This is a genomic window from Terriglobales bacterium (genome assembly GCA_035937135.1).
GTDB lineage: Bacteria > Acidobacteriota > Terriglobia > Terriglobales > Acidobacteriaceae > DASYVL01.
The window spans coordinates 1-13,364 of record DASYVL010000154.1 but is presented as its reverse complement, the minus strand read 5'-3'; the positions used below and the strand labels follow the sequence as shown (position 1 = coordinate 13,364).

General features: G+C 66.0%; 12 protein-coding genes. 7 read left to right on the top strand and 5 right to left on the bottom strand.

The window, feature by feature from the left end; all coding sequences use genetic code 11:
• Window positions 1–34 precede the first annotated feature (34 nt).
• Window positions 35–1,117, top strand: coding sequence for an anthranilate phosphoribosyltransferase (gene trpD, locus VGQ94_09095; GenBank protein HEV2022673.1), 1,083 nt, complete (start codon window positions 35–37; stop codon window positions 1,115–1,117).
• 6 nt (window positions 1,118–1,123) lie between these two features.
• On the opposite strand, the gene VGQ94_09090 is transcribed toward trpD, so the two are convergent.
• The 4 genes from VGQ94_09090 to VGQ94_09075 form a co-directional block, all read right to left on the bottom strand.
• Complete coding sequence (locus VGQ94_09090; GenBank protein ID HEV2022672.1) at window positions 1,124–2,557, bottom strand: MBL fold metallo-hydrolase; 1,434 nt, start codon at window positions 2,555–2,557, stop codon at window positions 1,124–1,126.
• 46 nt (window positions 2,558–2,603) lie between these two features.
• The gene (locus tag VGQ94_09085; protein ID HEV2022671.1) at window positions 2,604–4,262 is read right to left on the bottom strand and encodes a hypothetical protein; all 1,659 of its coding nucleotides are present in this window, start codon (window positions 4,260–4,262) and stop codon (window positions 2,604–2,606) included.
• A gap of 152 nt (window positions 4,263–4,414) precedes the next feature.
• Window positions 4,415–5,191 carry a 23S rRNA (guanosine(2251)-2'-O)-methyltransferase RlmB gene (gene rlmB / locus VGQ94_09080; GenBank protein ID HEV2022670.1) on the bottom strand — a complete coding sequence of 259 codons (777 nt, stop codon included), beginning with the start codon at window positions 5,189–5,191 and terminating at the stop codon, window positions 4,415–4,417.
• A 19-nt stretch (window positions 5,192–5,210) separates the two neighbouring features.
• Window positions 5,211–6,131, bottom strand: a complete 921-nt coding sequence (locus tag VGQ94_09075; protein ID HEV2022669.1) for a phosphatase PAP2 family protein — start codon at window positions 6,129–6,131, stop codon at window positions 5,211–5,213.
• 74 nt (window positions 6,132–6,205) lie between these two features.
• Here VGQ94_09075 and VGQ94_09070 point away from each other — a divergent pair, with 74 nt between their 5' ends.
• The 5 genes from VGQ94_09070 (at window position 6,206) to glmS (ending at window position 12,196) form a co-directional block, all read left to right on the top strand.
• Entirely contained in the window at window positions 6,206–7,387 is a 1,182-nt protein-coding gene (locus VGQ94_09070; GenBank protein ID HEV2022668.1) for an acetyl-CoA C-acetyltransferase, read from the top strand.
• A gap of 66 nt (window positions 7,388–7,453) precedes the next feature.
• Window positions 7,454–9,133 (top strand): hypothetical protein, encoded by a 1,680-nt coding sequence (locus VGQ94_09065; GenBank protein ID HEV2022667.1) that lies wholly within the window; start codon window positions 7,454–7,456, stop codon window positions 9,131–9,133.
• Window positions 9,134–9,185: 52 nt separating this feature from the next.
• On the top strand, window positions 9,186–9,956 hold the full coding sequence (locus VGQ94_09060) for a LytTR family DNA-binding domain-containing protein (protein HEV2022666.1): 771 nt from the start codon (window positions 9,186–9,188) through the stop codon (window positions 9,954–9,956).
• 30 nt (window positions 9,957–9,986) lie between these two features.
• Entirely contained in the window at window positions 9,987–10,232 is a 246-nt protein-coding gene (gene purS, locus VGQ94_09055) for a phosphoribosylformylglycinamidine synthase subunit PurS (protein ID HEV2022665.1), read from the top strand.
• Between the two features lie 89 nt (window positions 10,233–10,321).
• The gene (glmS, locus tag VGQ94_09050) at window positions 10,322–12,196 is read left to right on the top strand and encodes a glutamine--fructose-6-phosphate transaminase (isomerizing) (GenBank protein ID HEV2022664.1); all 1,875 of its coding nucleotides are present in this window, start codon (window positions 10,322–10,324) and stop codon (window positions 12,194–12,196) included.
• A gap of 45 nt (window positions 12,197–12,241) precedes the next feature.
• On the opposite strand, the gene VGQ94_09045 is transcribed toward glmS, so the two are convergent.
• The gene (locus tag VGQ94_09045; GenBank protein HEV2022663.1) at window positions 12,242–12,685 is read right to left on the bottom strand and encodes a hypothetical protein; all 444 of its coding nucleotides are present in this window, start codon (window positions 12,683–12,685) and stop codon (window positions 12,242–12,244) included.
• A 190-nt stretch (window positions 12,686–12,875) separates the two neighbouring features.
• On the opposite strand from VGQ94_09045, the gene VGQ94_09040 reads away from it, so the two are divergent.
• Window positions 12,876–13,364, top strand: a 489-nt coding sequence (locus VGQ94_09040) for an Hsp70 family protein (protein HEV2022662.1), incomplete at its 3' end; no start/stop codon positions are given.

Here is a 13,364-nt window from a genome sequence, read left to right as displayed (position 1 = left end):
GGCGGCAGGGGACGTGGTTTAAGGTATGAGCCTCATGTTTGCCGAAGCCCTCAAACGCGTCGCCGAGGAGCGCCAGCTGCTCTCCCGCGCCGAAGCGCACGCGGTGATGGAGGAAATCCTCGCGGGCCGCGTCGCCGACGACCAGATCGCGGCCCTGCTCGTCGCCCTCGCCGACAAAGGCGAGACGGTGGAGGAGATCGTCGGCTTCGCCCAGGCTATCCGCGCCGCGGCCACGCCCTGGCCGGGAGCGCCTGCAGCGCCGCGCGCCGCCGATCTAGGGGACGAGATCGCCGCCGCCGTCGAACTCCCGCACCAATCTGTCCCCCTGCTCGACACCTGCGGCACCGGCGGCGATGCCGCCGTCACCTTCAACATCTCGACCGCCACGGCACTGGTGGCGGCGGGCGCGGGCGCGCGCGTGGCCAAGCACGGCAACCGCAGCGTCAGCTCCAAGTGCGGCTCGGCCGACGTGATGGAGGCGCTGGGCGTGAAGCTCGACCTGCCCCTGCCGCGCCTCGCGGCGTGTCTCGAGCAGGTGGGCATCGTCTTCCTCTTTGCGCCAGCCATGCACTCCGCCATGCAGCGCGTGCAGGCAGCGCGGCAACGGCTCCGCCGCCGCACCGTCTTCAACCTGTTGGGACCGCTCACCAATCCCGCGGGCGCCTCAGCGCAAGTGATCGGCGTCTATGCGGACGACCTGGTGGAGAAGCTGGCCGCGGCGCTGCGCGAGCTTGGCCTGCAGCGGGCCATGGTCGTCCACGGCCTCGACGGGCTGGACGAGATCAGCCTCTCCGCTCCCACCAAGATCGCGGAGCTGCGCGACGGAGAGATCCGCGTCTACGAGGTCACGCCGGAGGAGTTCGGCCTGAAACGCGTCAAGCCCGGCGACCTGGCCGGCGGCGACGCTGCCGTGAATGCCGCCATCGTGCGCGAAGTGCTGGGCGGCAGGATGTCACCGCGGCGAGACGTCGTGCGGCTGAACGCGGCGGCGGCGCTGGTGGTTGCCGGCATGGCGAAGACCATCGCCGAAGGCTTGTCGCTGGCGGCGCAGGCGATTGACTCAGGCGCAGCGCGCGCGAAGCTCGCGGCTCTTGTCGCCTTCACTTCCTCGCACTGAGCTCCCTCACCGCACCTCCACCTTCTGCATCCATTCGGCGACCTCCACCTTCCAGCCGAGCGCGGAGGTCATGGCCAACCGCAGTCGCGACGACGCTGCCGGCTCGCCGTGCACCAGGTAGGCGACCTGCGGCGCTTTCTTGAACGTCCCCAGCCACTCCAGCAGCTCGGGAGTGTCGGCGTGGTCGCTGAACTGTTCGAGCGCCGCCACCTGCGCGCGAATGGGAATCTCCTGCGAGAAGATGCGCACCGAAGCCGCGCCGCTCTTGACGATGGCGCCACGCGTTCCCGGCGCCTGGAAACCGATGAAGAGCACCAGATTGCGCGGGTCCGGCAGCCGATGCATCAGGTGATGCAAAACGCGCCCGCCGGTCGCCATCCCGCTCGAAGAAATGATCACCGCCGGATACGCCGAATCGTTCAGCTTCTTCGACTCTTCTGTTGTGCGGTCGAAAAAGAAGTCCTGCCACTCGAGCGGTGAGCCGAAGCGCGCGATCAGCTCGCGCGTGTGCGGGCTGAACTCCTCGGAGTACTTTAGGAAGACCTCCACCGCTTTAATCGCCATCGGACTGTCGGCGTGCACGGGGACGCGCGGGATCTCGCCCGCTTCCATCAGCTCCTTCAGCATGAAGAGGAATTTCTGCGTGCGCTCGACGGCGAAGGCGGGCACGACGACCGTGCCGCCGCGCTCCACCGCGGTGCGCACCAGCTTGGCCAGCTCCGGACGCGGGTCCGAAGTCGGATGCAGCCGGTTGCCATAGGTGGATTCCATCACCATGAGGTCGACGTTCTCGACCGTCTCCGGCCCCGAGACCACCACCTTGCCCGGCGCGGTCTCGGAGTCGTGCACTCGGCCGACGTCGCCGGTGAACAGCAGCGTGCGCGGGCCGGTTGGCGACTCGAGCGTCAACTCGACCATGGCCGAGCCCAGGATGTGCGCCGCGCGGTGAAAACGGAACGAGAGTCCGGGCGCGAGCGTCTTCGTCTCGCCGAAACCGACTGGCTGAAAGCGCGACAGGCTCTGCTCCGCCTGCTCGCGGGTGTAGAGCGGCAAGGCCGGCGAGTGTTTCGACGACTTGTTCTGATTGTGGAAATCGGCTTCTTCCTCCTGCAGGTGGCCCGAATCCGGCAGCAGGATGCTGCACAGGTCGATGGTCGCCGGCGTCGCATAGATGGGCCCGGCGAAGCCTTCCTGGATGAGCCGCGGGATCCAGCCCGAGTGGTCGAGGTGCGCATGCGTCAGGATGACGGCGTCGATCTCGCGCGCGGGAATGGGAGTGTCCTGCCAGTTGCGCTCGCGCCATTCCTTCAGTCCCTGGAAGAGTCCGCAATCGATCAGCGCCTGGAAGCCGCCGGTCGTCTGCCCCGGCGCCGCCGTGTTGATGAGATGCTTCGAGCCGGTGACCGTTCCCGCCGCGCCAAGAAATTGAATGTAGGGCATCCGTCCTCAGTTCTCAGAGCAGAGGAATTGTATTCGACCACAAAGCTTACTCCTGCTTTTCCGGCACGGGAGCAGAGTTGTTGCTTAAATCGGACTCCGGAACGCTGCCGTCGTTGACGCTGGCTTCCTTGGGCTTTTCGGGAATCAGCAGGTGGGCTACGCCCTTGCCATGGGCGGGGACAAGGACGCGCTCCGAAACCTGTCCGTGCTCGCCGCGCGCGAACACCGGGACCTCGGCGCCGGCGCCGCCCAGGTTCTCAACCGTTACGGTCACCCCGTAGGAGCCCTTGAGCGTTGGCCGTGAGTACACCGCGGCGACGCGGAAGTCGGGCAGCCCGCGGTCGCGGTACACCCAGTCGTCGAAAAACCACTCCAGGCTCTTCTTCGCCTCCGCCTCAGCCAGGGTTTGCAGGTAGGCGGGCGTTTTGTCGTCGGCGGCACGGTAGTTTTTGAGCGCGCGCTGGAGAGCAGCGTCACCCAGCAGGTCGCGCAGCATCCAAAAAACGTACATGGCCTTGGTGCGGTAGAAGACTGCATCCGCGGAGTTGATGAGCGACTGCGCCGCAGCGGGAGCTTCGGGCGCTGCGCTGGGGGCGGAAGGAGCCGTGGCCGTGGCTTCCGCCTCCACCAGCGCCGGGCGCTGTTTCTCCATGTAGGCGACCGCTGTAGCGCGGCCGCCCTGCCGTTCGACCGCAAGCGCCTGCGCGAAGTGCGCCGCGCCCTCCTCGATCCATAGTCGCGGAGAATCGAGCGCGGCGTGGGTGAGCGAGTGCGCCAGCGCCACTTCCAGCGACTTGCGCTCCGCTGCTCCCAGCGGAGCGAAGAGCACTGCGCCGCTTTCATACGGCTCCGCGTCCGGCTTGTCCAGCGCGACGATCCGGAGCTTCCCATGGAGCGGCCCGAACCAATCCGTCACCAGAGGCTCCACCGCCGGGACGACGCCGGCGTACTCTGCGGCAGTCTGCCGCTGGCCGGGGAGGTAGTCCACCTCCACCGGCGGCTGGCTCAAGGTCGAGTACTTCCCCACCGCAAACGCAGGGTTGGTGAAGCGCAGCGATGCGAACCGGTAACGCCGGCAGGCGGGACGGCCCTGTGCGGTGGTCCGGGCGCCCGCCGCCGGCGCAGGCGCCGGCTCGCCTGCCATTTCCTCTCCGTTCATCAGGGGCCAGGCCTCGTCGGGCGTGGGGACTTCATGCTGTACGCAGAAATTCATCCGCGCCTCGGACGTGGCGTGGCGCTCCTGCCAGCGCGCGATGGCTTCGAAAACCTCGTTGCCCTCGGAAAACGACGCGGCCTGGAGCGCCACCGGATACCACGCAACGTAACCCAGGCCGCGCACGGCGGTGAAGGAATCGCCGATCTGGTCCCAGTCATTGCGCGCGGCCAAGGCGGCGGGCGCTCCGATGCGCCGCAGCCGCGTGGAATCCGCGGGGATGATCCCCGCGTAGGCGGCCTCCAGCTCCACCGTCTGCCCCGGCGCAACCGGCTGCGGCAACGTCACCAGCGCTTCCGAGAGGCTGCCAGTGTGGTCCACGTCCGAGGTGTAGGACTGAGTGAGGAATTGCACCGGCTGGCCAGCGGCGCGGATCGAGGTCCAGTCCAGGCTGGAGGAGATCTGCAAAGTGGCAACGCGCTGCGGCTCCGCCGAGTCGTTCCGCAGAGTGATCCGTCCTTTGGCCTCCAGCCACTGGCGCGCGGGCGCCACCCGGACCTCCAGCTCGTAGCGGGTGAAGGTGAAGGCCTCGCGGTCCAGCGCGCGGGAAAAGACTGAACCGCAGAGAACGCAGAGCAGGCAGAGGGCGCGGAGAAGAGTCGTCAGTTGGCAGTTGCTAGTTTTCAGAAAGGCCTCTTCAAGGGTTACTCCGTAGCCTCCGTGCCTCCGTGTCTCCGTGGTGAATCGACCTTCCCAGCCCGTCGCTGGCGCGCCATCTCGTACATCACCACCGCCGCCGCCACCGAAACGTTAAGCGACGGCACCTTCCCCAACATGGGGATGGAGACCAGGAAGTCGCAGCGCTTGCGCACCAGTTCGTGCATGCCCTTGCCTTCGGCGCCCAGCACCAACGCGCAGTGCATCTTGTAGTCGAGCTGGTCGTAGGGCTGGGGCGCGCGCTCATCGAGCCCGACCGTCCACACGTCGCGCGACTTGAGCTCCTCGAGTGTGCGGGAGACGTTGGTCACGCGCGCAATCGGCAGGTGCTCGCTGGCGCCCGCGGAAACTTTAGCGACGGTGGCGGTCACGCCCACCGCTCGCCGCTCGGGAATCACCACGCCGTCGGCGCCGGCGGCGTCCGCCGTCCTGAGGATTGCGCCCAGGTTGTGCGGGTCTTCCACGCCGTCCAGGACGACCAGGAAGGCGTGCTCGCCGCGGCGGTGCGCCAGCACTTCCTCGATGTCGGAATAAGACTTGGCCGAGGCCACCGCCACCACCCCCTGATGTGCCGCGTTCCCCGCCAGCCGGTCCACTTGCTCGCGCGGCAGGAAGCGCACGGCCACGCCCGCGGCGCGGCAGTCCTCGACGATGCGCTGCACCCGCGAATCCTTCCGCTCCCGCGCCACGCCCACGTATTCGAAGGCCCGCCCGCGCGCCTTCAGCGCTTCTTCGACGGCGTGGATGCCGTAGATCACGTCCATAAGACAGAGTGTAATTGATTCATCGAGGGATTGAATGCGCGGCTGACGCTGCTCCGCTTTCGATCAGGCGGGCGAGGGACGGACTTCTGCTCAAGCCCAGAACCATCACCTCCGCGAGCAGGGCCACGGCCATGCCGCCCGCGATGTCCGAGGCGTAGTGGTAGCGGTCGTACACCGCGCCAATGCACAACAGGATCACCAGCGGCGTGAGCGCGGCGCCCAGCCGCCGCGCATATCGCCAGGCATAAATGAGGGCGACCACGGCAGCCGAGACGTGCGAGCTGGGAAAGGCGTTGCCGTGCACGCCTGCGTGCCTCTGGATCAGCAGCACCAGCCAGTGGAACGGACCTCCGGGCAGCGGGACCGTGTGCAGCGCAGCCAGGGTGTGCCTCGGCCCTTCGGTCGGGAGGGTGAGGAAGACGGCATAGCAGAGGAAGTAGCTGACCACGGTGGTGGCCATCAGGCGGTGAAAGGGAGCCTTCGCCGCGCGCCTGTAGAGGACGCCGCCTACGATCATGGTCAGCAGGAAATAGGAGAAGTAGCCGAGCTCCACCAGTTCGGTAAAAAGAGTCGAGGCAAAGCGGCTGAGCCAAACCGTGGGCGGAACCGAGAAGAGGCGCGCCTCCAGGCCGAGGAACCAGGCGTCCTGCCAGCCGTCGCGGACCAGGAAGGAGAGCCGGGCGACCTCTTCAAAGCACACGATGAAGATCAGCAGCGGATACCAGTCGTGCAGAAAGCGCGCCAGGCGCGAGCGAGCGGCGGTGAACATCAGCAGGGCGATGAAGAACAGGCACAGCACGTGTACGGCCAGATACTCCGGCCAGGCGGGAACGCGATGGCGCAACACGACGATCGCCAGCCCCAGGCCGATGAAGTATCCAAAGTAGAGCCGGTCAACGAAGTTGGCGCGGCTACAGAAGGACGAGCGGGCGGTGGCCATGGCGGAATCATTTTAGATTCACTCGCGGGGGCCGGCGTTGCCATTTGTTAGACTGAATAACTTCGGAGGCGCGAGTGGGAGACGTCTTCATCATTTCGGCCGTGCGCACGCCCATCGGCAAGTTCGGCGGCTCGCTGGCCTCGCTCACCGCCGTGGATATCGGCGTGGTCGCGGCCAAGGCCGCGCTGGAGCGCGCCGGGATCCGCGCCGAGCAGGTCGAAGAAACCATCTTCGGCAACGCGCGCCAGGCGGGCGGCGGGCCCAATCCCGCGCGGCAGGTTTCCATCCGCGCCGGCGTCCCCAAGGAAGTTCCGGCCTACACCGTCAATCAGGCGTGCGCCTCGGGGATGAAAGCCATCGCATTAGGCTTCGAAGAAATCCGCAACGGCGACCTGGAGTGCGTGCTCGCCGGCGGGACCGAATCCATGTCGCGCCTGCCCTACTATCTCGACGGCGCGCGCTGGGGATACCGCCTGGGCCATCAGGAGCTGGTGGACGGCATGTATCGCGACGGCTTTTTCTGTCCCATGTCGAAGATGGTGATGGGCGAGACCGCCGAGATCCTAGCCGAGCAGTACAAGATTGCGCGCGACGAGCAGGACCAGTTCGCGCTCTGCTCCCAGAAGCGCGCCGAGGCAGCCATCCAGGCGGGCCGGTTCGAGGCCGAGATCGCGCCGGTGACCATCGAGGGCAAGAAGGGCGCCACCGTCTTCAGCCGCGACGAGCACCCCTTCGTCGGCGTCACCATGGAAAAATTGGCCAAGCTCTCGCCTGTGTTTTCGAAGACCGGCAGCGTCACCGCCGGCAACTCCTCCGGCATCACCGACGGCGCCGCCGCTCTCGTGCTGGCCGGCGAAGCCTTGGTCAAGAAGAACAACCTGAAGCCGCTGGCCCGTGTGCTGGCGGTGACCTCGGCGGGCGTGGACCCGCGCACCATGGGCATCGGGCCGGTGCCGGCGCTCCGCAAGATGGAAGAGAAGCACGGCCTCAAGCTCTCGGGCTTCGACCTGATCGAGCTGAACGAGGCCTTCGCCGCGCAGGTGCTGGCCTGCGACCGCGAGCTGCACATGGACCGCGACAAGCTCAACGTCAACGGCGGCGCCATCGCCCTCGGCCATCCCATCGGCTGCACCGGCGCCCGCATTGCCGTGACCCTCATCCACGAGATGCTCAAGCGCAAGTCGAAGCGCGGCGTGGCCACGCTCTGCGTCTCCGGCGGCATGGGCGTGGCGTTGGCACTCGAATCCGCGTTATAGTGTCCTTTCCCAAGACCCTCCCTGGAGGCACCCATGCGTAGACACTGGCTTCTACTTTCCCTTCTTTTGGCCCTGGGAATCCCGGCGCTGGCGCAGCATGAGCACCATGCGACACCGGCTTCCGGCCAGCCCGCCATCTCCGACCCCGAGTCCACCGACTGGGTTCCGCCGGAGATCCTGGAGCGTCCGCTGCCCTTGCGCACGGGCCTCGGCCCGGTGCACGAAGCGGTGACCACCTCGTCCAAGGAAGCGCAGGCGTATTACGACCAGGGCATGGCGTACCTGCACTCTTACGTTTGGATCGAGGCGGCGCGTTCCTTCCACCAGGCGCTGCGGCTCGATCCGGAGATGGCCCTGGCCTACGTCGGCCTCAGCCGGACATATTCCGGCCTGACGGACCCGCAGGCGGCGCGCACCGCCATCCAGAAGGCGCGCGAGCACTTGACGCACGCCGCGGACTGGGAGAAGCAGCGTGTCGAGCTGCGCGCGCAGCAACTGGACGCCATCGCCGACCTCGACAACCAGGAGAAGCTCGCGGCCTACCGCCAGGCGATTGACGCCGCGCTGGTGAAGCGTCCCAAGGACATCGAGTTGCTGCTCATCCGCGGCAACGCCGAGGAGAGCCAGGCCAGTGGCCGCGGACAGCGCGGCTTGGCCACCGCCGTCGCCTTCTATGACCGCGTAGTCCAGCTGCAGCCCGACAATCCTGCCGCCCACCACTACCTGGTCCACAACTACGAGAGCCTGGGCAATCCGGAAGAAGCGGTGAAGCACGGCGAGATCTATGCGCGCGTCACACCCGCCATCGCGCACGCGCAGCACATGTACGGTCACGACCTGCAGAAGGTGAACCGCAACGACGAAGCCGTGCGGCAGTTCCAGAAGGCGGAAGACATCGAACAGGCCTACTACCGCGAAGAGCACATCGACGTGAAGTATGACTGGCACCACATCCACAACCTCGACCTGATGTCCATCTCCCGCGCCTACATGGGCCAGATGAAGCAGGCGGAGGAACTCTGGCGCCAGGCCTTCGCTGTGCCGCCCTCGGCTTCCCTGTGGGAGGGCTACCAGTCCAAGTGGCCGGAGTTCCTGCTGGAGCGCGGGCGCGCGCAGGAGGCGCTTGCAGCCGCCGAGAAGCTCGCCCACGGCCGCTGGCCGCTGGGCCGCACCATGGGACATATCCTCGCCGGCCGCGCCTACCTGCGCATGAATCAGATGGCGCAGGCGCAAGCCGAGCTGGACGCGGCGGAGAAGGAGTCCGCGAACATCGAAGAGGTCAGCGCCGAGCCGCTGCTCCCCCATCCGCGCCAGATGCCGGTATTCGAGATGAGCCTGCTGAAGGCTGAGCTTGCGCTCCGCTCCGGCAAGCCGGAAGGCGAGGCCGCGATCAAGCAGCTGCTCGACAAGGCGGGCGAGGGCTTCAACAACGCCGACGCCACCGCCGCGCTCTTCCTGATGCAACTGGTCGCGGAAGAGGCGCGCGGAATGCAGAAGTGGGATCTGGCCGCGCACGCCGCCGAGGCCATGCTGAAGTTCGACGCCAACTACGCCGGCGGACACTATGCCAAGGCCTGGGTGGCGGGACAGAAGGGCGACATGGCCACGGCGCGGACCGAGTTCCAGACCGCGGAGCGCCTCTGGGCCTCCGCCGACCCGGACCTCTACGAGCTCAGCCAAGTGCGGCAGCGCCTGGCGGCCATGCACACGGGCGGAGACCCAGCTTTGGCGCCGCACAAGGATTGACGCCCGGTAACGGCGGGCCCATACTGGAAAATCTGATCGAGCGCGAGGAAAGATGCCTCTCTCCGCAGTGATTGTCGACGACGAGCAGTTGGCGCGCGACGAGCTCGCCTTCCTGCTGAAGTCCGTGGGCGACGTGGACGTCGTGGCCCAGGGCAAGAACGGCATGGAGGCCGTCAGCCTCATCCGCGAGCACTCGCCCGACGTCGTCTTCCTCGACGTGCAGATGCCCGGCCTGGACGGCTTCGGCGTCATCAAGCGCCTGGTGGACCGCAAGGTGCCGCTGCCCCAAATCGTCTTTGCCACCGCCTTCGACCAGTACGCCGTCAAGGCCTTCGAGGTCAACGCGGTGGACTACCTGCTCAAGCCCTTCGACAAGAAGCGGGTCATCCTGTCGGTGCAGAGGGCGCGCAAGAACCTGCATTCGGACGCCGCGCCCGCCGAGCGTCTGGAATCGCTCATGAAGCTGCTCGAAGCCCAGAAGCCGCAGAACACCAAGGTACTGCTCAAATCGGCCGGGCGGCTCATCCTGGTGGACCAGAAAGACATCTGCTTCGCTTCCATCGAAGACGGCGTCATCACCATGGTCGCCGCCAGCTTGGATGGCCAGTCCAACTGCCGCACCCTCGAGGAGCTGCTGGCCTCGCTCGATCCCAACCTCTTCTGGCGCGCCCACAGGTCGTTCCTGGTGAACATCAACCGCATCAAGGAAGTGGTGCCCTGGTTCAAGTCCAGCTACCAGTTGCGCATGGACGACAAGAAGCAGACCGAAATCCCCGTATCCCGCGCGCAAACCAAGCGGCTGCGGGAGCTGTTCGGGCTGTAGCCTCTCCCCGGCGTATAATTTTCCATCGCCATGAAGGCCTTTGTTTACGTCTCCCTGAAGAAGACCGTGCTCGACCCCCAGGGCAAGACCATCCAGGGCGCCCTCCAGAAGATGGGGCACAAGGCGGTCGAGGACGTCCGCCAGGGCAAGTACTTCGAGTTGACCCTCGACGGCGGGCTGGACAAGACGGCGGCCGTGGCCGAGGTCGAGCGCATCGCGCGTGAGGTGCTCACCAACCCGGTGATCGAGGAATTCACGTACCGTATTGAGGACTGAGATCACCACGGAGACACGGAGCCAAGTCGATTTCTCTGTGTCTCCGTGCCTCCGTGGTGAATCCAATGGATGATAGGAAGTAACTCACCATGTGCGGCATCGTCGGATACGTCGGCAAGAAGCGGGTGGTCCCGGTCATCCTGGAGGGCCTGAAGCGCCTGGAGTACCGCGGGTATGACTCCGCCGGCATCGCCGTGGCGGGCAACGGCAAGGGCCTGCAGATCCGCCGGGCCGAGGGCAAGCTGCGCAACTTGGAAGAGGCCATCCGTCTCAAGCCGCTCGACGGCACCTACGGCATCGGGCACACGCGCTGGGCCACCCACGGCCGCCCCAGCGAAGAGAACGCGCATCCTCACCGCGACTGCACCGGCCAGGTGGTGGTCGTGCACAACGGCATCGTCGAGAACTACCTCACGCTCAAGAAGAAGCTGCGCGAGGAAGGCCACAAGTTCGTCACCGAGACCGATACCGAGGTCATCGCCCATCTGGTGGAAAAGTATCTGGTCGGCAAGAAGGACGGCCCCCAGAACCCGCTGGAAGAGGCGGTGCGCAAGACGGTGCGGGAGCTCACCGGCGTCTTCGCGCTGGCGGTGATCTCCGCCGACGAGCCCAACAAGATCGTGGCCGCGCGCAACGGGCCCCCGGCGGTCATCGGCCTGGGCAAGGACGAGTACTTCGTCGCCTCCGACATCCCCGCCATCCTCTACCACACCCGCGATGTTTTTTTCCTCGCCGACGGCGACCTGGCCGTCATCACCCCCTCGGGCGTGCAGCTCACCGACTTCCAGGGCCAGCCCATCGTGCGCCAGGTGCAGCACATCACCTGGGACCCCATCATGGCCGAGAAGGGCGGCTTCAAGCACTTCATGCTCAAGGAGATTTACGAGCAGCCGCGCGCGGTGCGTGATACCACCCTGGGCCGCGTCTCGCTCGATACCGGCAAGGTCTTCCTGGAGGAGATGGAAATCACCGAGGCCGAGTTCCGCTCCCTAAAGAAGGTGCACATCGCCGCCTGCGGTACTAGTTGGCACTCCGCGCTGGCCGGTAAGTTTATGATCGAGCGCCTGGCACGCGTCCCCGTCGAGGTGGATTACGCCAGCGAGTACCGTTACCGCGACCCCATCACCGCCGCCGACACCATCACCCTGCTCATCACCCAGTCCGGCGAGACGGCGGACACCATCGCCGCCCAGCGCGAAGCCAAGGCCAAAGGCTCCAAGACCCTGGCCATATGCAACGTGGTGGGCTCCATGATCGCCCGCGAGGCCCACGGCACCATCTACACCCACGCCGGACCGGAGATCGGCGTCGCCTCCACCAAGGCTTTCACAGCGCAGCTCACCGCGCTCTTCCTCTTCTCGCTCTATCTGGCCGAGATCCGAGGTGTGCTCACGGGGGAGCAGGCGAAGGTCCTGATTACCGAGCTCACCAAGCTTCCGGGCAAGCTCGAAGCGCTGCTGGCGCGCGACGAGGAGTGCGAGGACTTGGCCAAGGAATACTTCCGCGCCCAGGACTTCCTCTTCCTCGGCCGCGGCATCCACTACCCCATCGCCCTCGAAGGCGCGCTCAAGCTCAAGGAGATCTCCTACATCCACGCCGAGGGCTATCCCGCGGGCGAGATGAAGCACGGTCCCAATGCCCTCATTGACGAGAACCTGCCAGTGGTGGTGCTGGCCACGCGCGACGAGGCCGACCCCGGCTCCATGGTGCGCTACGAGAAGACCCTGTCGAACATCAGGGAAGTGAAGGCGCGCTCGGGGACTGTGATCGCTATCGCCACCGAGGGCGATGAGGAGATCCGCGAGTCGGTGGACCGCGTCATCCACGTTCCGCCCGCGCCGGAGCTGCTGCTGCCTATTCTGGAGATCGTGCCCTTGCAGCTGTTGGCCTACCACATCGCCGTCCGCCGCGGCTGCGACGTGGACCAGCCCAGAAACCTCGCCAAGTCAGTAACGGTGGAGTAGTACCGCCGGCGTCTCGTCGGCTGCCGCGGGGGCATCCCGCCCTCGCTACCCCTTCGCCGCCTTCCGCTGTTCCGTGACATGGTGCATCACGCGCTGCGCCAGCAGCGCCAGGATTCCCACCATGGTCATGAACGAGCCGGCCAGGCCCATGGCCAGGTGGTCGAGCGTCGGCACCTTGCCCTCGGACTCCTTCCATGCCAAGGTGACTGCCACCGCGCCGGCGCCCACCGCCACTCCCGCCAGGAAGCGCCACAGCATGGCCTCGCGATGGGTCTCGCCACCGGAGACCGAGTGCAGCACCCTCCCCGCCAGAAAGCCGGAGATTCCGGCCAGCATCACGAACGAGGCGGCAAGGCCAATAGCCAGCGCCGACGGGTCCGCGTAGACCACGCCGTAGAGCTTTACAGTGGCGAGGAGCAGCGCGCCGCCGCCAGCGATGGCCGTCGCTCCCATCGCCTGCCAAACCCGCGCCTCACCTGAAGTCGTCATAGCCAGCCTCCTGAAATTCGAGCGGAGTGTACCCCCCTGGTCCACCGGGCGCAAGTCATTGATTTTCAAGCCATTCCTTGCCAGCTAAACATGATTGCATCTTATTGATTCAAAGCCACATCCAATAAGTTGACAACAAAGCACTCAAGTTTTATAGTAGTGCCTTCCCTTAATCAGGAGGAAGTTTCCAATGGGCAAAATCATAGGCATTGATTTGGGCACCACCAACTCGGTCGTCGCGGTGATGGAAGGCGGCGAACCCAAGGTGATTGCCAATGAAGAAGGGGGCCGCACCACGCCCTCGGTAGTGGGCTTCACCAAGACCGGCGAGCGGCTGGTGGGACAGGTGGCCAAGCGCCAGGCCATCACCAACCCGGAGAACACGATTTACTCCATTAAGCGCTTCATGGGACGCCGCTACGACGAAGTGAACGAAGAGATGAAGATGGTCCCCTTCAAGGTGAAGCAGTCGGGCGATCACGTGGCGGTGACGGCGCAAGGCAAGGACTACACCCCGCCGGAGATCTCCGCTCTAATCCTGCAGAAGCTGAAGAAGGCGGCCGAGGACTACCTGGGCACGTCCGTGACCGAGGCGGTCATCACCACCCCGGCCTACTTCAACGACTCGCAGCGCCAGGCCACCAAGGATGCCGGCAAGATCGCGGGCCTCGAAGTAATG